This is a genomic window from Microcoleus sp. N9_A1 (assembly GCF_036701795.1).
Classification (GTDB): domain Bacteria; phylum Cyanobacteriota; class Cyanobacteriia; order Cyanobacteriales; family Microcoleaceae; genus Microcoleus.
Window position 1 is genome coordinate 31082 of record NZ_JAUBRI010000031.1, and the last position, 22085, is coordinate 53166.

26 protein-coding genes and 1 pseudogene are annotated in these 22085 nt (G+C 42.7%); 17 read left to right on the plus strand and 10 right to left on the minus strand.

Translation table 11 applies throughout. The features are described 5' to 3' along the window. Nucleotides 1–160 precede the first annotated feature (160 nt). From QUA58_RS15920 to QUA58_RS15950, 7 genes are all read left to right on the plus strand, one after another. Nucleotides 161–2206 carry an NAD(P)H-quinone oxidoreductase subunit 5 gene (locus QUA58_RS15920; protein ID WP_333394858.1) on the plus strand — a complete coding sequence of 682 codons (2046 nt, stop codon included), beginning with the start codon at nucleotides 161–163 and terminating at the stop codon, nucleotides 2204–2206. A 519-nt stretch (nucleotides 2207–2725) separates the two neighbouring features. Continuing rightward, nucleotides 2726–4312 carry an NAD(P)H-quinone oxidoreductase subunit 4 gene (locus tag QUA58_RS15925; protein ID WP_445301879.1) on the plus strand — a complete coding sequence of 529 codons (1587 nt, stop codon included), beginning with the start codon at nucleotides 2726–2728 and terminating at the stop codon, nucleotides 4310–4312. Nucleotides 4313–4475: 163 nt separating this feature from the next. After that, nucleotides 4476–5057, plus strand: coding sequence for a DUF6000 family protein (locus QUA58_RS15930; RefSeq protein WP_333394797.1), 582 nt, complete (start codon nucleotides 4476–4478; stop codon nucleotides 5055–5057). Nucleotides 5058–5180: 123 nt separating this feature from the next. Further along, complete coding sequence (locus QUA58_RS15935) at nucleotides 5181–5444, plus strand: hypothetical protein (protein ID WP_333394799.1); 264 nt, start codon at nucleotides 5181–5183, stop codon at nucleotides 5442–5444. Next, a complete protein-coding gene (locus tag QUA58_RS15940; RefSeq protein ID WP_333394800.1) occupies nucleotides 5428–5754 on the plus strand; it encodes a type II toxin-antitoxin system RelE/ParE family toxin in 327 nt (108 codons plus the stop codon). Before QUA58_RS15935 ends, QUA58_RS15940 begins: the two co-directional genes overlap by 17 nt. 388 nt (nucleotides 5755–6142) lie before the next feature. After that, a complete protein-coding gene (locus QUA58_RS15945) occupies nucleotides 6143–6400 on the plus strand; it encodes a hypothetical protein (RefSeq protein ID WP_445301880.1) in 258 nt (85 codons plus the stop codon). Between the two features lie 39 nt (nucleotides 6401–6439). Beyond that, the gene (locus QUA58_RS15950) at nucleotides 6440–6754 is read left to right on the plus strand and encodes a clan AA aspartic protease (RefSeq protein WP_333394803.1); all 315 of its coding nucleotides are present in this window, start codon (nucleotides 6440–6442) and stop codon (nucleotides 6752–6754) included. 268 nt (nucleotides 6755–7022) lie between these two features. Here the strand turns inward: QUA58_RS15950 and QUA58_RS15955 are convergent, their stop codons facing one another. Next, nucleotides 7023–7742 (minus strand): LuxR C-terminal-related transcriptional regulator, encoded by a 720-nt coding sequence (locus tag QUA58_RS15955; RefSeq protein WP_333394805.1) that lies wholly within the window; start codon nucleotides 7740–7742, stop codon nucleotides 7023–7025. A gap of 105 nt (nucleotides 7743–7847) precedes the next feature. Between QUA58_RS15955 and QUA58_RS15960 the strand changes: the two genes are divergently transcribed. The 8 genes and pseudogenes from QUA58_RS15960 to QUA58_RS15995 form a co-directional block, all read left to right on the plus strand. Beyond that, nucleotides 7848–8681, plus strand: a complete 834-nt coding sequence (locus QUA58_RS15960) for a sulfurtransferase (RefSeq protein WP_333394807.1) — start codon at nucleotides 7848–7850, stop codon at nucleotides 8679–8681. 35 nt (nucleotides 8682–8716) lie between these two features. Then, entirely contained in the window at nucleotides 8717–9151 is a 435-nt protein-coding gene (locus tag QUA58_RS15965) for an MAPEG family protein (RefSeq protein ID WP_333394809.1), read from the plus strand. 349 nt (nucleotides 9152–9500) lie between these two features. After that, on the plus strand, nucleotides 9501–9671 hold the full coding sequence (locus QUA58_RS15970) for a hypothetical protein (RefSeq protein WP_333394811.1): 171 nt from the start codon (nucleotides 9501–9503) through the stop codon (nucleotides 9669–9671). Between the two features lie 178 nt (nucleotides 9672–9849). Then, nucleotides 9850–11028, plus strand: a complete 1179-nt coding sequence (locus QUA58_RS15975; protein ID WP_333394812.1) for a DUF262 domain-containing protein — start codon at nucleotides 9850–9852, stop codon at nucleotides 11026–11028. Beyond that, nucleotides 11013–12107: a DUF3696 domain-containing protein gene (locus tag QUA58_RS15980; RefSeq protein ID WP_333394814.1), complete on the plus strand. Its 1095-nt coding sequence runs from the start codon at nucleotides 11013–11015 to the stop codon at nucleotides 12105–12107. The genes QUA58_RS15975 and QUA58_RS15980 overlap by 16 nt, the downstream gene beginning before the upstream one ends. Continuing rightward, nucleotides 12108–12440 carry a hypothetical protein gene (locus tag QUA58_RS15985; protein WP_333394815.1) on the plus strand — a complete coding sequence of 111 codons (333 nt, stop codon included), beginning with the start codon at nucleotides 12108–12110 and terminating at the stop codon, nucleotides 12438–12440. Between the two features lie 116 nt (nucleotides 12441–12556). Then, entirely contained in the window at nucleotides 12557–12925 is a 369-nt protein-coding gene (locus QUA58_RS15990; protein ID WP_333394816.1) for a hypothetical protein, read from the plus strand. Nucleotides 12926–12935: 10 nt separating this feature from the next. Continuing rightward, a pseudogene (locus QUA58_RS15995) lies at nucleotides 12936–13148 on the plus strand (CHAT domain-containing protein); the annotation flags it as partial. A 199-nt stretch (nucleotides 13149–13347) separates the two neighbouring features. Here QUA58_RS15995 and QUA58_RS16000 read toward each other — a convergent pair. The 4 genes from QUA58_RS16000 to QUA58_RS16015 all read right to left on the minus strand — a co-directional run bounded on the left by QUA58_RS16000 (nucleotide 13348) and on the right by QUA58_RS16015 (nucleotide 15699). Next, on the minus strand, nucleotides 13348–13824 hold the full coding sequence (locus QUA58_RS16000; protein WP_333394817.1) for a DUF2656 domain-containing protein: 477 nt from the start codon (nucleotides 13822–13824) through the stop codon (nucleotides 13348–13350). An 8-nt stretch (nucleotides 13825–13832) separates the two neighbouring features. After that, nucleotides 13833–14714 (minus strand): HEAT repeat domain-containing protein, encoded by an 882-nt coding sequence (locus tag QUA58_RS16005; RefSeq protein ID WP_333255224.1) that lies wholly within the window; start codon nucleotides 14712–14714, stop codon nucleotides 13833–13835. 9 nt (nucleotides 14715–14723) lie between these two features. After that, nucleotides 14724–14987, minus strand: a complete 264-nt coding sequence (locus tag QUA58_RS16010) for a hypothetical protein (protein WP_333255226.1) — start codon at nucleotides 14985–14987, stop codon at nucleotides 14724–14726. 127 nt (nucleotides 14988–15114) lie between these two features. Then, nucleotides 15115–15699, minus strand: a complete 585-nt coding sequence (locus QUA58_RS16015) for a phycobiliprotein lyase (RefSeq protein WP_333255227.1) — start codon at nucleotides 15697–15699, stop codon at nucleotides 15115–15117. Nucleotides 15700–15839: 140 nt separating this feature from the next. On the opposite strand from QUA58_RS16015, the gene QUA58_RS16020 reads away from it, so the two are divergent. Then, entirely contained in the window at nucleotides 15840–16670 is an 831-nt protein-coding gene (locus QUA58_RS16020) for a pentapeptide repeat-containing protein (RefSeq protein WP_333255229.1), read from the plus strand. Between the two features lie 2 nt (nucleotides 16671–16672). Here the strand turns inward: QUA58_RS16020 and QUA58_RS16025 are convergent, their stop codons facing one another. Together QUA58_RS16025 and QUA58_RS16030 are read right to left on the minus strand one after the other, a co-directional pair. Beyond that, a complete protein-coding gene (locus QUA58_RS16025; RefSeq protein WP_333394819.1) occupies nucleotides 16673–17425 on the minus strand; it encodes a phycoerythrobilin:ferredoxin oxidoreductase in 753 nt (250 codons plus the stop codon). A 7-nt stretch (nucleotides 17426–17432) separates the two neighbouring features. Beyond that, nucleotides 17433–18167 carry a 15,16-dihydrobiliverdin:ferredoxin oxidoreductase gene (locus QUA58_RS16030; RefSeq protein WP_333394820.1) on the minus strand — a complete coding sequence of 245 codons (735 nt, stop codon included), beginning with the start codon at nucleotides 18165–18167 and terminating at the stop codon, nucleotides 17433–17435. A 245-nt stretch (nucleotides 18168–18412) separates the two neighbouring features. Here QUA58_RS16030 and QUA58_RS16035 point away from each other — a divergent pair, with 245 nt between their 5' ends. Continuing rightward, nucleotides 18413–18991: a phycobilisome protein gene (locus tag QUA58_RS16035; RefSeq protein ID WP_333394821.1), complete on the plus strand. Its 579-nt coding sequence runs from the start codon at nucleotides 18413–18415 to the stop codon at nucleotides 18989–18991. Between the two features lie 31 nt (nucleotides 18992–19022). On the opposite strand, the gene QUA58_RS16040 is transcribed toward QUA58_RS16035, so the two are convergent. The 3 genes from QUA58_RS16040 to QUA58_RS16050 all read right to left on the minus strand — a co-directional run bounded on the left by QUA58_RS16040 (nucleotide 19023) and on the right by QUA58_RS16050 (nucleotide 22009). Further along, on the minus strand, nucleotides 19023–19679 hold the full coding sequence (locus QUA58_RS16040) for a HEAT repeat domain-containing protein (protein WP_333394822.1): 657 nt from the start codon (nucleotides 19677–19679) through the stop codon (nucleotides 19023–19025). A gap of 552 nt (nucleotides 19680–20231) precedes the next feature. Next, entirely contained in the window at nucleotides 20232–20999 is a 768-nt protein-coding gene (locus QUA58_RS16045) for a phycobilisome rod-core linker polypeptide (RefSeq protein WP_333394824.1), read from the minus strand. Nucleotides 21000–21241: 242 nt separating this feature from the next. Next, on the minus strand, nucleotides 21242–22009 hold the full coding sequence (locus QUA58_RS16050; protein ID WP_333394826.1) for a phycobilisome rod-core linker polypeptide: 768 nt from the start codon (nucleotides 22007–22009) through the stop codon (nucleotides 21242–21244). Nucleotides 22010–22085: the final 76 nt, after the last annotated feature.

Below are 22085 nucleotides of genomic sequence, written 5' to 3' on the forward strand. Positions count from 1 at the left end.
GATGAAAAAAGTAGTGCGATCGTCTCGCTCGCGATCGCACTCGGCTATAGCAATACTTAAAGAATTGGATCAAGTATTTTGGCCCAGTCGCGCAGGCGTGTGTCACAATTGTTTACAGTTTTGGCAATATCTAGTAGAAACTTTAAACTACCTATCAGTCATGGAACTGCTTTATCAATACGCTTGGCTGATTCCAGTCCTGCCACTGGCAGGCGCAATGCTAGTAGGTCTAGGCTTAATCACCTTTAACCAGGCAACCAACAAACTCCGACAAGCGAATGCGATATTAATCGTCTCCGCACTCGGAGGGTCAATGGTACTCTCTTTCGCATTGCTGTGGAGTCAACTACAGGGCCACGCACCCTACACCCGCACTATTCAGTGGGCTTCTGCAGGCGACTTCTCGCTGAACATGGGCTATATCATCGACCCCCTCACGTCGGTAATGCTGGCGATCGTCACTACGGTCGCCTTTTTGGTGATGATTTACACCGACGGCTACATGGCTCACGATGACGGGTACGTGCGCTTTTACGCCTACCTGAGCATCTTCAGCGCGTCAATGTTGGGTCTGGTAATCAGCCCGAACATCGTTCAGATTTACATTTTTTGGGAACTCGTAGGTATGTGTTCGTACCTGCTAGTCGGATTTTGGTACGATCGCAAACCCGCAGCAGACGCTTGCCAAAAAGCCTTCGTCACCAACCGCGTCGGCGACTTCGGCCTACTGCTGGGCATCCTCGGCATTTACTGGGCCACCGGCAGCTTTGAATTTGAGGTGATGGGCGAACGCCTGCACTCCTTAGTCGAATCCGGGGCCCTTAGCGCGACTCTGGCGACAATCTTCGGCGTCCTCATATTTTTGGGGCCAGCAGCCAAATCTGCTCAATTCCCCCTCCACGTCTGGCTCCCAGACGCAATGGAAGGCCCGACACCGATTTCGGCCTTAATCCACGCCGCGACAATGGTAGCCGCCGGCGTATTCCTGATCGCTCGGATGTACCCGGTGTTTGAAGGACTGCCGGCCGTCATGAATTTGATTGCCTGTACTGGATGTTTTACGGCATTTATGGGTGCTTCGATCGCGATTACCCAAAATGACATCAAAAAAGGCTTAGCCTACTCCACCATCTCCCAACTCGGCTACATGGTGATGGCAATGGGCGTCGGCGCTTACAGTGCCGGACTTTTCCACTTGATGACACACGCTTACTTCAAAGCAATGCTGTTCCTGTGCTCGGGTTCAGTCATTCACGGTATGGAAGATGTCGTCGGCCACAACCCGGCTCTGGCTCAAGATATGCGAGTCATGGGCGGTTTGCGGAAATATATGCCGATTACCGCTTCTTGCTTTTTGATCGGCAATTTAGCAATCTGCGGAATTCCGCCGTTTGCTGGTTTTTGGTCAAAAGACGAAATCCTCGCCAGCGCCTTCGCAGCAAATCCCGCTCTGTGGGCTGTTAGCTGGTTGACGGCCGGGATGACCGCGTTTTATATGTTCCGGATGTATTTCAGCACCTTTGAGGGCGAATTCCGGGGCAATGACAGCGCCATCAAACAACAACTTCTGCAACCCGGTCTCGTTTTTGGCCCCGGAGCGATGAACGTTAAGGAATTGGCATCAACTGGCGACAGTCACGATGAGCACGACCATTTCCCTCACGAATCTCCTCTGACAATGGCTCTGCCGCTAGTGTTGTTGGCAGTACCTTCTGTGTTTATCGGTTTTCTCGGTACGCCGTTTGCCAATTATTTTGAGCAGTTTGTTCGCGCTCCTGGCGAGTCTCTCGAAGAAGTTTTGGAACACGCTGCTGAGTTCAATTTGACGGAATTTTTGATTATGGGTGGAAGCTCTGTAGGTATTGCTTTGCTGGGCATTACTTTGGCTTCTCTGATGTATTTGAGCCGGAAAATTGACGCAAGTGCGATCGCCCAAAAAATCAAACCGCTTTACGAGTTCTCCCTCAACAAGTGGTATCTCGACGATATCAACGAATTTCTCTTTGTCAAAGGCAGCCGCCGTTTAGCGCGGCAAGTCATGGAAGTGGATTTGCGAGTCGTCGATGGTGTGGTTAATTTGACAGGTTTTCTCGCCCTGGTTAGCGGCGAAGGATTGAAATACATTGAGAACGGTCGCGCTCAATTTTATGCCCTGATTGTGTTTGTCGCAGTTCTGGGTTTTGCGATCGTTTCGGGAGTCAGTTAAATCTGTAGGGAAACGGCATTGTCTATTAGTGTCAACCCACAGGTAAAACCGATAGTCCGACAGTCCGACAGGGAATGAATTCCCTGTCTCAAAGCTAAAGTCCTCTTAAGAGGACTGAAGAAGTCCTTAAACCTCTTATTGTGGAACAGGCATCTTGCCTGTTCAAGGCTGGCTTTTTTGGAGATATCTATTAGTCCTATTCAGAGGACTTTCGCTATTAGCCAGGGGTTTCAACCCCTGGCGGACTCGCCCAATTGCAGATCGTCGGCTTAAGTTGACACCAATGGGCAATGCCATTTCCCACCAGAAGATATTTTAAGAACGGGTATTAGCTCAAGAACTCACAATTGACAATTAGCAAATAGAAATAAATCTTTGATTAAACTTAACTGTTGCGATCGCATAAATTGTCCAAATAAGAGCAAAAAAAAATGTTCCGTCTAAAGAAAGTATAAAATTTAGGCTAAAATAGCCAAAATGTGTTTAAACCTAATAACTGACGGCTTATTTTAAAACGCAATGGATACAGCTAACTTTCCCTGGTTAACAACAACAATTCTGTTTCCCATTGCTGCGTCCTTGCTGATTCCTTTAATTCCCGATAAGGATGGCAAGACGGTGCGGTGGTATGCCCTAATTGTGGGTTTAATCGATTTTGCCCTACTTGTTTACGCTTTTTACACTCAGTACGACTTCAGCAATCCAGATTTGCAACTGGTAGAAAGCTATACTTGGGTGCAGCAACTCGATTTGAATTGGTCGGTGGGTGCTGACGGTTTATCGATGCCGCTGATTTTGCTGACTGGTTTTATTACTACTCTGGCTACTTTAGCTGCTTGGCCGGTCACATTTAAACCGAAGCTATTTTACTTTTTGATGCTGACAATGTACGGCGGCCAAATCGCAGTTTTTGCCGTGCAGGATATGTTGCTGTTTTTCCTAGTTTGGGAACTGGAATTAGTCCCGATTTACCTGATTTTGTCAATCTGGGGCGGCAAGAAGCGCCTCTACGCAGCAACTAAGTTTATCCTTTACACCGCAGGCGGTTCGCTATTTATTTTGCTGGGCGCGCTGACGATGGCGTTTTACGGCGATACGGTGACTTTCGATATGCGGGCGATCGCAGCTAAAGATTATGCCCCCACTGTAGAATTGCTCCTGTATACAGGTTTCTTAATAGCTTACGGCGTCAAACTGCCGATTTTTCCGCTGCACACTTGGCTCCCTGACGCTCACGGCGAAGCAACCGCACCCGCCCATATGTTGCTAGCAGGAATTCTGCTAAAAATGGGCGGCTATGCTTTACTGCGGATGAATGCGGGAATGCTCCCCGATGCTCACGCTACCTTCGCACCCATCTTGGTAATTTTGGGTGTGGTTAACATTGTTTACGCGGCCTTAACTTCTTTTGCTCAGCGCAATCTGAAGCGGAAAATTGCTTATTCTTCGATTTCGCACATGGGGTTTGTGCTGATTGGGATAGCTTCGTTTACGGATTTGGGAACTAGCGGTGCAATGCTGCAAATGGTTTCCCACGGTTTAATCGGGGCGAGTTTGTTCTTTATGGTGGGTTGCACTTACGATCGCACTCACACGCTCATGCTCGACGAAATGGGCGGTGTAGGGCAGAAAATGCGTAAGGTTTTTGCCATGTGGACTGCTTGTTCTATGGCTTCTTTGGCTTTGCCGGGAATGAGCGGTTTTGTAGCAGAATTGATGGTGTTTGTGGGTTTTGCAACCAGCGATGCTTACAATCCTGTGTTTAAGGTTTGCGTGGTATTTCTAGCAGCAGTTGGGGTGATTTTGACTCCGATTTACCTGCTGTCGATGCTGCGCGAAATCTTCTACGGGCCTGAAAATAAGGAATTGTCCGATCACGAGGAATTGGTGGATGCGGAACCGCGAGAAGTGTTTATTATTGCGGCTCTGTTAGTGCCGATTATTGGCATTGGTTTGTATCCGAAGATGCTGACTCAGGTTTACGATGCGACTACTGTACAGTTGACTGCAAAGTTGCGCGATTCTGTGCCGTCGCTTGTGGCTAAGGCTGCTGCGGATAAAACTCTGTCTCTGCGTGCTCCGGCGATCGAGCCGAGTAAGTTGTGATTTGAACGAGATTTAGGAATAAAACCCCCAAAGCTGATTTTTAAGAGGGCTTGGGGGTTTTCTATTTTTTTAGGGCTGGAGCTTGTCTATTAGAGGTTCGCATCCATTTGCGATGATGTTATCTTTGAGATGTTTAGTCTTAACAATTTGATACTCAAACACAATGACAGACTATAGTAGAGAGCATTATGTCAAGCCACTTTATCTCAAGGTTTTACACGGTAACTTTTTAGGGATTGGTAAAGATATAGATGCGTTTGTGGACTCGACAAGAGTTGCTCTAGATGAAGTAACTGACAAAGAAATGATCCAGATGTATAATGGTTGTTGGAGACATACAATTACTGCAAGTTGGCTTTGTGGAATTGGGCGCTTTTCCCAACATCTCAATAAAATTGAAAATTTGCTGATTCCAAGCCGAACTTGTTATGCAGGACAATTTCATTGTTTTGCGTTAGCTCGTCTTGACAATACTGAGTCGGTAAGAATTTTGCGATCTTATCTCGACACATACTTACCCGTTGGCGATCGAAAGTATGACCAAGAATGGGCTATTGGAGCTCTGCGGTGGTTAGATCGCAGGCATGGAACAGATTATGCACAGGTTTATCTAAAAAACTTCGATAATTGGAAAATGAGATATCGAGACCAAGATTTGGGGACATTAAGGCCAGAGGAAGGAATTTTCCACTTTCAAAAGGTTATGGAGTTTGTAGACCAGTATTTCCCAGAATTTGCGACGTAGATAGCTCGCCTTCCTAGATATCGATTTGCCTAGAATAAGCGATAATAGATAAGATGCCATCTAAGAGTAGTTAGCTATCATAATTTGCTAGAATAGAAGCGAATACTAACCGGACTGTAACTCATGCTAAAAACCATCGAAGGCATTTATCAGAATGGGCAGATTCAGCTAGTGGAGCTACCACAAGATATTAGCGATCGCTCTCAAGTTCTCGTCACCTTTCTCGATCCTAGCAAAATCGATCCAATTAAACTGCGCCAACTGATCGATCAGTTAGAAACAATTGCAGGTATTCAGCAAGGTTTCGAGGAACTCAACGCCGGACTTACTCGCCCTATCGAAAATTTTGTCCAAGAAATGCAGCAGAAATATGACATTTCAGGTTGAAATTACCCCGATCGCCTCTTCTGAAATTGAGCAAGCCTACCGCTGGTATCGAGAGCGGAATCCCGATTTTGCAGATCGCTGGTTTCGAGGCTTGATGAATGAAATCGCCACACTCCAAGAAAAACCTCGGCGCTGTGCTTTAGCAGTTGAAAGTGAGATTTTTCCTGAAGAAGTTCGGCAGTTGCTTTATGGGAAGTCCAAAAACATTTATCGAGTCTTGTTTGCGATTCGAGCTACTACGGTTTATGTATTGTATGTCCGCCATAGCGCTCGATCGCCCTTAACTGCAGATGATTTGGATGAAGTATAGCAATCCTAAGTGATTTTCTAGATAGGGAAAATCTGAAAGTCTTGCTATACAAGAAGTCTAGGAAGACAAGATGGCGTTGTGCTGTGAGACTCAGATCGGATTGCTATAGAAGGTGGAGTTTAGAATAGAATTTTCAGAAACTCATCTTAGCCCTTATACTTCGCTCCCCTCAATGATTCTGGAAGAACTTCAAGACGATCTAAGATGCGATCGAGCATTTGCGAGTTCTCCCGATGTTCTTGGCGTTAGTTGCAGCCTCCGCAATGGCTGAGTATCACGCAGGTAAAACCCAAGAACTCGATCCAGAAATATTGTAAAGTAGTGAGGTATCATATCCATAACAGGATCAATAGTTACAAAAAAGGGCAAATGTATGCAAACAATCCTTTTGAGTCGTGAAGAAGTCGCTCGTCGTGCAAAACATTTGTATGAGAGCACCATCCGCGAAAAAATTGAATTAGAAGAGAATATTGGCAAGATGGTCATCATTGATATTGAAACAGGTGACTGCGAAGTTGATAAAACTGGGCTAAAAGCCGCACGTAGTCTGATGGCAAAGCATCCGTATGCTCGACTTTTTGGCATTCGTATTGGTTACAATGTGGCTGCTTCGTTGGGTGGTGTAATGGAGCGTGTCAACAAGTGATTTCTGGTATTGTGACCGATCGGCACGCGATCGTCCTTGTTGACGTTTCTCCTCCCAAGCGGCTCTACTTTCCCGATCGAGTTTGTCATAGATACGGGCTTCACTGACTACCTATGTTTGCCCCCGGAGGCAGTTACCTTACTGGGGTTGCCGTTCCTGTACGATCTGCCTGTAAACTTAGCAGATAACAGTGAAGTCCTAGTAGCAGTTCACGAAGCAATCATCCTTTGGGACGGGGAAGAACGAGAAGTTCGTGTATTTGCTACAGGGCGAAGACCTCTGATTGGAACTGCTTTGCTGGACGAGCAAGAACTTGTGATTCAGTTCACTGAGGGGGGGGTTAGTGACGATTGATGAGTTGTAGTTTCAACGCTCGATCGCAATACCCAATACTTAGGAATGAGAATTAAATAACTTACAATTTTGATGGTTCTTGTGGGATGGGCGTCCCGCCCGTCCAGAAAGGGCGGGCGGGACGCCCAACCCCTACTCCCCACAAAGTTGTGTAAATTATTTAATTCGCGATCCTTAAAAATTACCATTTGGTCGATCGCCCTTCAATTCGGTATTGCGTTAGCGAAGCCCTCGAAGAGGATCGCTCTCTGAGTTTCTAGCCTTAAGTTTATTGGTGAGTGTTCTGCATCAAGTTGGATGGAGACATTTTTACACTTGGCAAATTATATTTTGTCGCCGAAAGCTGTGCAACCATTTCTGCACGAGACGAAACCTCAAGCTTACGGAACATTCGCTTCAAAGCTTGCTTCACTGAATTCTCAGTAATCCAAAGTTCCCTCCCGATTGCTGCGTTGGTTCGCCCCAAAGCAACCAATTCGGCAATTTGCAATTCACGAGGCGTTAGGCGTGAAGTCTTGAAAGGTTGGTGTTGAAATCGCACTGTTGCAGCCCAAACAGACAAATGCAAACATATCGCACTCAAATCCGCTAGATTTTCTGTATCGAAAGCGGGCATTGACCGATCGCGCGTACAACCCACTACACCCATTAATTGACCGCGATTGACAATCGGTCCCGCCATCACGTGCCAATGATCGGGTCGGGGACAAATTATTGTCCAAACCTTGGGAGATGCCACCAATGCTTCATGGACAGGGGCGTGACGTTCCACTAGATAACGCACAACAGGATTATGTTCGATTGATAGTCCAATTTGCAGTGTTTTCTGAAGATTGCTATCTAGCAACGGCAGTCGATCGAAGAAAAAGATTCCCGATCGTTTAGCTGCAAAATACTCACCGATTTTGGGCACGACTTGCGATCGCAAATCTTGTTCGTCCTTTACCCGGTCGATCGCTTCAAATAAAAGCTGTAAGGGACTTTTCATGGTCATGATTGCTTGATTGTCAAAAAGAGTACCCGATCGAGGACTGGGCAAGCCAATCTACCTATCCTAATCTTAGCTAAGCGTGCCAAAGATCGGAGAAAACCAATGTCCCAATATGCTCATCCTGAAGTTTTGGTCGATACGCAATGGCTCATGGATCATCTTAACGATCCAACCGTGCGGGTGATTGAAGTGGATATGAGTCCAGAACCGTACAAAAACGCTCATATTCCCGGTGCTGTGTTCTGGAATATCTTTACAGATTTGCTAATACCAGATTTCAGCATGAATCTCGATCCAAATGCGATCGAAAAATTGCTTTCGCGATCGGGAATTTCCTCTGAAACAACTGCGATCGCCTATGGCAGCTATCCTAACACAGGAGCCTGGATTTTCTGGCTTTTGAAAACCTTTGGACATGACAAAGTGTATGTTCTCAACGGTGGATATCAGAAATGGGTTGCAGAAAGTCGCCCACTGGTATCGGAGTTATCCAACTTCGCACCCGCACAGTATCATGCGAAATCCCCCAATGCTAATTTGCGGGTGTTACAACCAGAGGTTCACGCATCTTTGAATCGGACGGATTGCGTGTTGCTAGATGTTCGCACCCCTGAAGAATATCGTGGCGAATTATTCATGATGAAGCCGCCAGAAGGAACGGAACGCGCGGGTCATATTCCAGGGGCAGTAAATCTCGAACACATCCTAGCTCTGAATGAAGATGGAACTTTTAAGTCACCAGAATTGTTACATACCCTCTATGGCAGCCAGGGCATTACGGCTGATAAAGAAGTGTTTACTTACTGTGCCATTGGAGGAAGATCGGCGTGTACCTGGTTTGTTTTAAAGTATTTACTAGGTTATCCCAATGTGCGAAATTACGACGGCTCGTGGAATGAGTGGAGCCGTCTAGCAAATGTATCGATCGAGCATTAACTACAATGTTCTACTAAGTTAAGCTTGAGGTAAAAATGACGCAAAATACAATTTTCAGTCCCTTCTTTGCAACAGTGTTTCTCACATTCCTCGTCTGGGTGTATATGTACATCCGCCGTATCAGTTTTATCACCAGTAGAAAGCTCACCCCGGAGGAACTTGCTGTACCGGGCGCACTGGCACAAATTTCGCCACCAAGCGTATCCAATCCATCGGATAACCTAAAAAACCTGTTCGAGATTCCGGTAATTTTCTATGCGCTTGTCCTATACCTGTTCATCACAAAGCAGGTGGATACAGTGTATGTGAACGCCGCGTGGGTCTTCGTTGTATTTCGCACCTTGCATAGCGCTGTCCATTGCACATTCAATCTCATCATACTTCGGTTCTACCTCTACCTATTTGCCACCCTCGCCGTGTGGTTCATCGCGATCCGCGCAGCACTTATCCACTTTGGCACAATTGATTAACCTCGCTCAAATGAGCTAGAAGTTATTAACAGTCAGCGAACAATGAGCGTGCAGCCGAAAGCCCGCCCTGTTTCTGCGTCTGTGTTCGGGGTCTTGCGGCGCAGTCTGCCACTGAACCGATTCGTTAGATGGCGATCGCAATACCCAATACTTTAAAAATACCAGAAGCGGGAGTGCAGTAGCTCCCGTTTTCCAAACAGGGCTGGAACCGGGAAAGGGTCATTAATCCGCCCTGTCGTCTAGTCGTTGATGTAAGCCACAATTGACATCCTTGCCAGCCCACGTTACTTTAAATGTATGTCGTGATTGATATCATATCCGGTCGATTCACCCTCCTATCAGTGACGGGGTGGGTTTACTCCTTGCCGCTACCCGCCTGAAACCCCAAGGAATTTCCCCGCAAATCAGGGAACGCTACGACAGTTTATATCAACAGTGGTGGAACCTCCAGCAGCAGTGCGACAGTAGCGCCTCCCCCCCCCAGACAACCGTTCAGCAAACGACGACAGCCGCAGAATAGCTGTTTCCTCCCCCACCACCTCCACCCCCCACGACCCAAAATTCCGCTTCGAGCAAAAAGTCCAACCCATCCGCTACCAGGAGATTCAGGCATTAGTCAATCAACAAACCGCACTTATCGAGCGGTACTTTACCTCTAAAGGTATCCAACACAAGCTAAATATTGAGGAATAATAATTATGACAATCAATGAGATTGAAGATGGAGAAAAAGAGATGCTTGCTCAAGAAACCGATGGGGAGGATGAGATTGATGATGAGAATTCAGAAATTGATGAAGATGAAGATGAAGAAGAAATACAACCTTTTGATCCCACAAAAATTAGAGTTAAGACAAAACCGCTGACAATGGATCTTCTTATCAAAAGAATTAAGCATAATGAAATTAATTTAGCTCCTGATTTTCAACGTAATGCAAATATTTGGAGTTCTAAAGCCCAAAGTCGTCTAATTGAATCTTTGTTAATTCGTATTCCCCTTCCCGCATTTTATATAGATGCAACGGATGATACTAAATGGTTGATTATAGATGGATTACAAAGAATTAGTACCTTTAAAAGTTTTATTTTAGATCAGGAACTTAAATTAACTGGATTAGAATTTCTGAATAATGAACTAAATAATAAAACTTACAACCAATTATCGCGTGATTATCAACGGAGAATAGATGAAACAGAATTAACCCTTTATTTAATTGAACCCGGAACACCTGATGAAGTTAAATATAAAATTTTTCAAAGAATTAATACGGGTGGATTGCCATTAAACAATCAAGAGCTTCGTCAAGCAATGAATTCCGGTCCCGCTACTAACTTTTTGAAAAAGTTAGCTAGTCTTTCTGAATTTGAAAGAGTAACTAATCTGAGTGAAAATAGAAAAAAGCGTCTAGACGATCATGAATTTGTCCTCGGTTTCATTGCTTTTAGACTAACTAAATATCAAGATTATCCAACAAAGAAAGGTCGAAATTATTTTTTACATGAAGCAATGAAAAAACTCAATAAAATTGATAAAAATTTAGAAAAAGAAATTGAACATAAGTTCAGTATAGCAATGAAAGCAGCTTATAATATTTTTGGAGAAGATACGTTTCGTAAAATTTTAAATAATTCTTCTAAAAAATCTCCCGTTAATAAAGCTTTATTTGAGTGTTGGTCTGTTGCATTAAGCCAATTAACTGAACAAAAAATTGGGATATTAATTAACCAAAAAGAAAAATTAAAAGAACTTTTTATCCAAAATATGGAAAGTGATCCTGATTTTCTCCAATCTATTTCTCAAGCAGCTAATAAAGTCCAATACCGCTTTTCTAAAATTAACGAAATGATCGAGGAAGTTTTATCATGCTCAAATCCTTAACCTTAAAAAACTTTAAACCTTTTGAAAATCAATCTTTTGAGTTAAGAGCATTAACGTTGCTTTCTGGTTTAAATAGTAGCGGGAAATCTAGCTTATTACAATCATTATTATTACTTCGTCAATCTTATCAACAAAAATTATTACCTGATATTGGATTGGCCTTAAACGGTGATTTAGTATGTATTGGAACGGCTCAAGATGCTTTATTTCAAGGAGCAGAAGAAGACATTATAACTTTTGAAATAGACCATGATAACACCTTAAATAAATGGGTGTTTAAGTATGATTCTGATGCTGATGTTATTGAAAAATCTTCCGATCCTGAAGTTTCTGATAATATTTATCAATCAAGTCTTTTTAATGATAATTTTTGCTATCTTCAAGCCGAAAGAATCTCTCCTAAACCCTACTTTGAAACCTCAGATTTTCAAGTTAAACAGAATAAAAAAATAGGTAATAAGGGAGAGTTTGCTCCTCATTTTCTTTCTATTAATGAATCTAAAGAAATTGCCAATAAAAATCTAGCACATCCTGAACAAAATTTACTTACTTTAAAACTTCAAGTTGAAGCTTGGATCGGAGAAATTAGCCCAGGAACACGAATTGAGATAGAATCTTATCCAAAAGTGGATATTGTTAGTTTACAATATTTTTATGGACTCAGTAAACGCTATCGTTCAACCAATGTAGGTTTCGGAATTACTTATACTTTGCCCATTTTGATTGCTTTGCTATCCGCGACCCCTGACACGCTAATTTTACTCGAAAATCCTGAAGCGCATTTACATCCAAAAGGACAATCAAAAATGGGTGAATTGTTAGCATTAGCGGCAAGTTGTGGTGTTCAAATTATTGTTGAAACTCATAGCGATCACATTTTGAATGGGATTCGTCTAGCGGTTCGTCGTAGGGGCGTTAAACCTGAAGATATTCAATTACATTACTTTGATCGATATTTACAAAAAGGACAAGCCATTACTAAAATAATATCACCTCGTATTTATCAAGATGGAGGAATTGATAAATGGCCAGATGGATTTTTTGATCAAGCTGAAAAAGATTTAATGGAGTTACTCTAAATGCAGTTTTTGATTAATGAATGTTCTTTTATTGGTCAAGCTAAAGATTCTGTTGAAGCTGATGAATTGATCGGACACTTATACGACATTATTAAAGAAATAGAACCCATTAAAGGGGATAATCCTATACAAACTTATAGTAACTTTTCAAATCAAAAACTGGCTCAAAATTTAACTATTCATGAATGGTTATTTCAAACGCTTAACTCTAATGATGAAAATAGAAGAAAAGTTGCTAAGGTTTTTTTACAAATTATTAGGAAGGGGCCGTTTATAGATTTACAAGATGATTTTAAAAAAATTATTTTATTGCATCTCATAAATGTTACTTAAACAAGCAAGATTTATCCACAAGTTCCTTATTATGCGTTGCTTATTTACAAGAAAAATTAAAATTAATTAGTTTACAAAAGGCTCCTGATTTTGCGTCAGAGTATCTTCATGTTGAATTGGGTATTTATGGACAATCTTTAGAACTTATTAACATTCATAACTTAACAACCGTTGAACAAGCGAAAAAAATACGATCTATTTATAAATTTAATCCGAAACATCATCACCAAGCTAAAGGAAATTTACAAAAACCCCATACTCCGATGGATTTAACGGATAAAGAAGCTCAAAAAGTTTTAGATAATTCTATCGAATCTAGTAGTGAAAATAGCAATAAACGTTATGGATATCATCGAGAAAAAAATCGGTATTATATATTTCATCCAGACAACGCCTCTAATCAAGAGGGTTATTTCACTTATCATGGATTTCCAGTTGAGGAAACGCAAGTTACCGATTGCATTAGAAATCAACTATTAAGATGAATGTCTCACATTACCAGAAATCTTTAACCTGCGCTTCCGGCCATGTCGCCTAGTTACCCTATTTGCCTGTGAAACGGGTATCACCGATATTAGCACTACCAGCGATGAGTATCTCAGCATTCTAACCGGGTTTTCCTTTGCAGTTGCTCGCAATGTCTTAGGCACATTCTGGGCGGTGAATGATGCCTCGACGGCTATTTTTATGATTCATTTTTACGAATAGTTCATCAATAGATAAATCTAATGAAGATATTGCTAAACTGATTCAAAACAGTTAATATCATGATTGTTACCAACAGACTAATAAACGTTATCAATAAAACTCAGAAGTTTCGAGAAATGGGGGTTGAGTTATATCCTCACGGAAAAATGCCAGACATTGTAGTTCACTAGGAACAAATCGTAGCACGTTAACTCACCCTTTACCCCTTTCTCCTTTCAACCTTAAAAACATCCTCAATACTTTTCCCCGCCGTTTTCTCGTCCCAGCCCATCGCCATCAAAAAACTCTCAGCAGACTGAGTTTCCACCACATCCACCCCCCATTCTCCCGTTTGCAACGCCTCAGCATCGCTACTCAAAGGAGGCGTCTTCTTCAATCCTGCTAAAATCAAAATATCAGGAAAAAAATCATCAGTTTTCCCCTGACTCATCCGCTTATCCACCAAACTTTGAGCACAAAATTCTCCCACTTGAGGCGGAGAAAAAGCATCAGTAGAAAATAAAACCTCTACCATCCAATGACCGTGATTTAATTGACGACACTTAATCTCAGGATATTGACTTAAACCCTCCGCAAATACCCGAGTAAATTCTTCCCTACTTAAGGTGGGAAAAACACCCTCGGGCATATCAAAATTATGAGAAAGCAACATCCGCCCCGTTCCCGATTCAGTCATACTTTTAGTTACTTAATTTGAGAAATTGCCAACTTAATCACACCTTGAATCGCCGCTTCAGACTCCTTTTCCAATGCAGCTTGTAGCGGTTCAATCGCAGCCCGATCGCCCACTTTCATCAAAGACAAAGCCGCCGCCCTACGAGTTTCCCCATCACCACGATCCAGCAACTCAATCAGATTAGGAATTGCAGGTTTATAAGCCAGATTTCCTAAAGCCGCCGCCGCCTCACAACGCACATCAACATCAACATCCGTCAGAGACTTAACCAAAATCTCGAATAATTCATCCTTCGGTTCTTCCTGTGCAACCTTCGCGATCGCACCCACCACCGCACCACGCACCACAGGAGAATCAGAGGCGATCGCCCGATACAAATACTCCTTCGCCCCCGCCCCAATAAAAGCCAACGCCCAAGCCGCATGACCGATCGTACTCTCAGGCAAATCAGTTGACCCTAAAATATCCAACAAAGCCTGCACAGACGGCTCCCCAATCCTCGCCAACGCCCCAATTGATGAACCCTTAACCACCGTATCCTCATCATTTAAAAGAGAGTGAATTAAATTAGGAACCGCAGTTGGATCGGCAATCAAAGTTATAGTTTTAGCCGCAGCCCGCCTAACTACTACATTAGCATGATTAGCCAAAGCATCTAATAAAAAAGGAGTCGCCGCTTCCCCAATTTCAGCCAAAGTTTCAGCGAAACGCAGTCGAGTCATCCCCCGCGTATCTCCCAAACATTCAACCAACCGCTTCAACAGATTGGAATCATTAGCATCGAAAGTATCTAAATCTATTTTTTCAGTAACTTCCCGAAGAAAAGCATCTGTTTCAGCGTGAGCCAATAAAATTGGATCTGCCTCAGCTTGAGCATTAGAATTGACCATAATCATCACCTAATTATTAGTAGTTAGAGCCGCCAATTGAGCGCGAAGAGTCTCCAATCCAGCATCAATCTTAGCAAGTTCCGGCTCAATTTTAGCCATCGCCGGCTTCTGAGGTAATTTTGCCTTTTGTGCCGCAGTCATCGTTTCATTAACCAAACGTTCGCGATATTTCTCAAATTCAGCAATTACTTCTGCCAATTCTTCAACATTAGTCGTTGAATTTTCTACAGTTTCATCATTACCAGATGGCATCAATTCTTCATTCTCAGACATAGTTTTAATAGTTTAATAATTAGTCCGCGTAGGCGGACTTTGCGTGTGTAGCCGCGATTTCAATCGCCGGGATATTGGGGACTTTGTGTGTGTAGCCGCGATTGCAAGAGACTGGATATTTGGGACTTTAAGGTGACAGCACACCCACCCCAGAAAACCTCAAGCGATTGTGTTCCAACATCTCTTCTAAAGCAGAATGAGAAACACAACGACGCTCAGAACAGTATGCCATTTGTTTAACCCCATTAATCATCTGCACAGTCATCACCCGTACCCGAAAATGATCGTTAATAAACCAACAGCGTTCCTGTCCTTGATTAGTCTCATATTCCGTCTCAATAGTCAACACCCCATCATCCGCAAAATGGTAAACACCGATGACCGGAATACCTTCAACATAGCCTCGATTTCGCAGAAAATTGCCCGTTCTCGGATTACTAGGATTAGGCACATCTACAAGAATAGCAGCATAGTTTTCGTTCGGGACAGTATCATCTAAATTATCCTGCCACATAAAACTGCATCCCCCACTAACTAAAGCGGGATCGACATTCTGCTGTTGACAAACGTCTAAAATTCTGGGATCGTCTATTGACAAAACGTCAACGATCACATTAGATTCTCCCGATTCATCAGCCGCAGCAGTATCAAAATTATGGACTGTTCGCTGAGTAAACCAAACGCCCTCACTCTTGCGAAAAAAATCCATCATAGTCCTTGGCGGTGTTAATAGCATTTCTGATTTTGGTTAAGAAAAATAAACAAACGTCTGTCTGGAATCCATCAAATTCTAGGATAAATGACACAGGACAATTTTAACCAACTCGCTCAATAAATTTTCAGAAAAACATAATGTCACCTCGTCAACACTCGTCTTTCCTCTCCGAACCCCTTTCTGCAATAGAAATCTTACCAGCCATTCAGCAAGGCAAAAGTCTAGCTCAAACCAACCTCGCGGGAATCAACCTCAGCCAGATGGATTTATCTGGTATTGATTTCAGTGGAGCAAACTTGATTGGGGCAAACCTTAGTCAAACCAATTTGCAAGGGGCCAATCTCAAAGGAGTTGATTTACGAAGGGCCAATCTCAGAGATGCCAATTTGAGTGGAGCGAATTTACAAGAAAGCTATCTTTTTCGTGCAGATTTACAGGGCTGTAATTTAGTCGATGCCAAGCTACAAGAGGCAAAATTAAAATTAGCTCAATATGATGCTCACACCCTGTGGCCAGAAGGATTCAATTACAAAAATGCGGGAGCTATTGGTCCCCAAGCCAATCTCAGTGGATCTTTTCTAAATACAGCTTACCTCAGAGGCGCAGATTTACACGGCTGTAATCTGCGAGGTGCCTATCTCAGTGGAGCCGATTTAACTGGGGCAAATTTAGAGGGAGCCGCCTTAAGTGGGGCGAGTCTTCAGAATGCCTTTCTGACTGGTGCTTATTTACGGAATGCTATCTTAATTGGAGTCGAATTACAAGGAGCAGATTTACGAGGGGCTGACTTAACCGGGGCCAATTTAGAGCAATTAAAGAGTATTGCTGGCGCAGATTTTACCCTAGCACAAGGACTCACCCAAGAGATGAAAGCCATGCTTTGTAGTCGCGACCCCAAAGAATTAGGAACGTGGAATGCTTTTACTCGTAACAATACGGCTCAGAGTCTTCGCTCTCATGTAGGATAAATTTACACTGATTGTTGAACTTCTGGAATGTGGCGTTCTAAATCGAACAGAAAACCGTGAATATATTCCTCAGTCCACTCCTCACCATAGAAGCGCGTAAACATTCCTCTAGCCGGATCTTTTGCAGCACGATAATTAATATAACGTCGCTGTGCCTCAAGAATCTCTCCAAGTCGCTGACTATCTGTGACAGGTTGCGATCGCTCAACCAAATCGAGATAAGCTTGAAGATAATCCTTAAAAGCTTCAAAGACCGTAGTTTGCACAGCCTCGGTTTCCTTGGGACGAGTCCAAAGAAAAGCAGGAGAAAAGAAAGGTTTTGCCTCGTCAGGAAAATCTCCTCCCCAAGGCAAGTCCTTTTGATAAGTGTTGAAAATCGGTAAAATCGGCTCTGAGTATTTCTTCTGGTAAGCCGCATCGTGAAAAAGAGGCTGCATATCTAAAGCAATTAAATGTCCCCCCGGCAAGGTTACTAAGTCCGCCCCAAAAAAGGGCAAGTCATAATTTAACTGGGGGAAAATCACAAAATTAAGTACCTGGAGAGCATCACCACCCTCAACATGAGCCGCCCGAATTTGCCGTAATTTTGAGGACTTAAAAGCATGACTTGTCGTCACAACCAACTGCTCTTTTTTTCCCTTCCCAGTTAGAGCTTCTTTCCGTTCAAAACCTGCGGGAATGGGATAGGGCGCCAAGTCAAGTCGTTCTTTTAGAAGTGGGATAGCGTAATCTAAGAAAGGCTGATAAAGAGTCATTTTTAACTTATCTTACTCCCGCTGGAACTGCTAAGGGAACAGCATCTTCAAACAAAAATTCGTACAGAAACCTATCTGACCATTCATGCCCAAAATAGCTGCCGAATAGCCCTGATGCTGGATCACGTTCCGCACTATACTGATCGTAATCTTTCTGTGCCTTCACAATCCGCTGCATCTCTTCGGGAGAGTTAAGCGGGGAGGCTTGCTCTACCATTTGCCAATACAACTGGACATATTCTTGATAGGCTGGAAACAAACGACTTACAACCGTTTCTGCATCTGTTTTAGCAAATAGCAAGTTCTTAGAAAAATACTGATTCGCATCGTAAAACTTCATTTCTAAGTCTTGCGTTAAATCTTTGTATTTATCCTTAATTGCGCTCATTGGCCCGATATATTTGTCTATGTAGGCGCGATCGCGGAATAAAGGTTGAAAATCCAAGACCACCAAGATTTTCTTCTGCCCAAAGGCTAAAAAATCAATTCCTAGCAAAGGCAGATCGTAATTATAATTCGGATAAATGACACTATTGAAAATTTGTGCCGTTTCTCCAGCATCAATGTAGGTGTAACGAATTTTTCGCAATTCGGGACATTGATAGCACCAACTTTGAATCGTGGCGGGATTTTTGCCTCTTTCACTCACCACCGATTCCAACCCAGAGGGAATGGGACGACTCTCTAGAGCAAAACGTCCAAACAGTTCTTTTTCTAAGAATTCCTGAAACGGCTTAAACATAGATTAAAATCTAGCTCCTTCAATCTTTCCCTCAAAACAAGATCATAAGGGATTACCTTAAATCTTGTCTCTGTTTTTGACAAACAAAGTAATATTTCGTTACAAAAATCTGCGGTGCGATCGGGATTCCGCACAAATAACCTGTACCAACCATCATCCAACGGCTGCATTTGTAATAAATCTTAACCAACCCGCTCATAATTTTAGTCTATCCTAGTAAATTAAGTGAGTGTAATTTAATAAATATGCAATTAAGTGAAAGAGCCAAGCAATTAATTCCCCAAGCGAGAATTGTCAGTTTTGCCACTTGGAAAAACTTATATTCAGATGAAGTAATTGCCATTTTTCAAGATGCTGACAATCAAAGTCGATATCTCACAGATGAGGATTTAGAACGCATTAAAAATCTTCATCCTCATCTCTCTTTAATGCTAGAAAAAGCCAGATTATTGCGAGAGCAAGCTCCTAATATTGTTGCTGATGCGAGGAAAAAGGTATTAGCGGACTTTCCCGATATCACTGAGCCTGTTAATGATCTTTATCCTCCCGAACGTGCTGAAGCCTGTTGGCGAGATTTTTGGCAGTTCCTACGCTGTATCACCTATGGAATTGCAGGTAACAATCCTCAATTTACTAGCCAAGAAGGACTAAAAAACATGGAGCTACTGTATCAAGAATTGCGGGTTCCTGTTTCGGCGATGCTCTGTGGACTAGAACAGTTGAAAAAAGTTAGTTTGCAGCATTTTAATTCTGAAGACCAGGATTTATTGAGTCTCTCTTTTGACCATTTAATCAGTGGGTTAAAAACTTTTAGTCAAGCTTAATCTACTAAACAGTATCAGAACTATTTATTGTCTATAGCAGATTTTCTAAAGCAGCAGCAACGACTCGATGATTGAAGTCTTGCCGAAGTTGACTCAAGATTTCCTTAGCCTGCGGATCATCAAAACGTTGCAAAGCAGAGGCGACGTGCTGACGCATACCTTCATACTCCGAATTAGCCAGCATTAATAACTGAGAAAGTGCAGCCGGTTCCTGAGTAGTTCCGGCTAATGTACCAAGTGCATCCACAGCGGCTTCCTGAGTGGTCATATCTTCGCCAGCTAAGGCTTCCATACAGACCTCAAAGAGTTCACTTTCGCACTCCATATCAACCAAAACAGCCAGAATACTACGACGAACTAACCAGTGGTCATCCTGAAAAAAAGTCAAGACTAAATGAGATGCAGCACATCGGCCAAAAAGCGAAAGAGAATTAGCAGCCTCAGCTCGCACATTTGGCGTATTATCAAATTTCATGATTTGGAGCAATGCGGCGAAGGATTCAGCGGTTTGTTGTGTCCCAAATGCCCTGCTGACAAAGGAACGTACTAAGAATTCCGGGTCATCGAGTTTGCCCTTGAGCAAGGGAACAGCAATCTCTGGTTGATAATCCTTGAGAGCCGCGACTGCCTTGAGTCGATACTGAAAATCAGGATTGCTGAGAGACGTTTCGATTTCATGAATATCCATAACCACAACAAAGCATAATTTTTGTCTATTTTAACCAAAAAGTTCCTAATTATGCAAATAACCAAAGATATTTTAATAATTAATAACCTGGGCGGTTGTTATAGCTAAGCTCTTTGATCAAATCGAGTCTGAAAACAGCCGTACTTGAACCAATATTGTCGCAGTTCATGATGGGGTGTATGCAAACTAGCTTTAGCCTGATAGAGAATCACTTGTCGATGATTTCCCATCCAAAGTCGTTTGCCTGGTTCAACAGAAATTAAGCACCCTCCTAGAATATTAACACATTCCTCAAATCGCTCAACTGCTGGATAGTCTAAAGTTTCAAAAATTAGCAATTGACCGGAAAAAATTAGGTGACGACTTCTGATCCAAGCCTGCATTTTTTTACAAGCTATAGGGGGTAGCATCTTTAAGATACTCAGCTTGAAAACCGAGTGATTAATTTTTATTTTCAATTTTTAAAGAGAAACAGAGCGAATAATAAACTCGCTCTAGAGAAAGTAGGAGATACCTAACTTAAAGGAAGACAAAGGCGAAGTCTAGGTAAATTTAGCCAACTTCAGTAATACTGAGAATTTTGCCTCCCATTTTCTGAATATTTTTAATTTGCTTAGACATTTGAGCATAGCTGACTTCATAGCTGATATTGCTCACTCTGACCTTAGCACCACCAGACTTAGCAGCAGTAATCCGAAAACGTTTATTAGTTGTGCTAGAGGCTCCACTGGTACCAACGCTAAAAAGTTTTATTTTCTGAGGCACATTGCTTGCAACCGTAGCAATTAATTGAGCTTGATTACTGCTATCGCTAGTAGCTGAGCCTCCGAGCAAAGAAAGCATCCGATTAAACCCGACATTCTTGATACCAGTTTGGCTGCGAATGTTCCGAGGATAAGGCACAATATTCTCGCCAAAGTTCTGGGTGTAATCGTCACTATCGATATAAGAATCAATTTCTGCTTCATAGCCTTGACTGTTACAAATTTGGACGTGCTCAGAAATCTCGGTCTGTTCTAAAGGAGCGCGACCAAGCAAATGTTTGCAGTTTAACTCGATGAAGCGATAGGCAGAATTGGTGTTGAAAAATAGAGACTGATACAGGTCTGATTTTGCCAGTTGTCTGACAAACTCACGTACTGTAATATCACCATTGCGAAGCAAAGATTCGGCACTGGTGAGACGCTGACTTTCCATCAGGTGAGCATTTCCTAACACCTGTCGGTAAGCAGCACGAATGACAACTTGTAAATCGTCTTCCGTTGCATTGGATCGCAGTTCTACTGGGTCACTGACAAAAGTGGCTGTTAAACTCGACATTGTTTTTTCCTAACGTTAATTAAAGTTAATTAAAGTTTGATTGAGACTGTCAAAAGATGTTACTGTTGCTTGAAATAGCTAGACATACGCGAACGAATCTGTTATCTAGACAGAGAAACACTATCTGTTTCTATCGTTATCGCTTTTATAATTGCAATGGAGATAAGATAAAAATCGCGATTGTTTCCGAGAAGGGTAGAGAAGCAAATCTTTACTTCTCTACCCGCGAATCAGTCTATGCCTCAAGCAACTTCTGTGATGCTGACAATTTGGCCACCTGCACGATGAATGCGCTGAATTTGCGGAGTCATCTTCGCACCGGATACAAGATATTCAGTGTTACTTAGTCGGCGAGGACTATCAAATTTAGACCCCTTGACTAAAATCTTGAAGGTCTTTTCGGTGGCATCTTTGTAAGCACTGATCCGACCGCCTGTTGTTGGTAAAGTAATCTTGTTACCGCTATTGCCAGCCACAAAATCTACTAAGCGAGAAGCGGTAAAAGCACTATCAACTCCTGCATAACCTTGATACAGGGAAAGGGTGCGATTATAGCCGACTTGCTTTTGTCCGACTTGACTTTTTGCCCCTTTATAATAAGGGACTGTATTCTCGCCAAATTTTTCCTGATATTCTGGACTATCGAGATAAGAATCAATTTCTGCCTCGTAGCCTTCTTGGGTACACCGACAAATATGCTCAGAAAGTTCTTCTTGAGCTAAAGGAGCGCGACCCAACAAATGTTTGAAGTTTAGCTCGACAAAGCGGTAAGGAGCGCAGGATTCAAAATACCGACTGCGATAAAAGTCAGATTTAGCCACAGCGCGGACAAATTCTCGTACCGTTATCGTGCCATCGCACAACTTGGATTCTGCAATCGTCAAGCGTTCACTTTCCATGACATGGGGATTGCCCAATACTTGCTTGTAAACAGCGCGAATTACCGCCTGTTTATCATCGGAGCTGCTCGTAGCCCAAAGTTCTACTGGCGCATCTAAAACGACACTCATTGAGTTTCTCCTAAGAATAAATAACGCTTCAAAACAGAGAATTAGGGATTGTGAAAAACACGCTCAGGGAGATAAT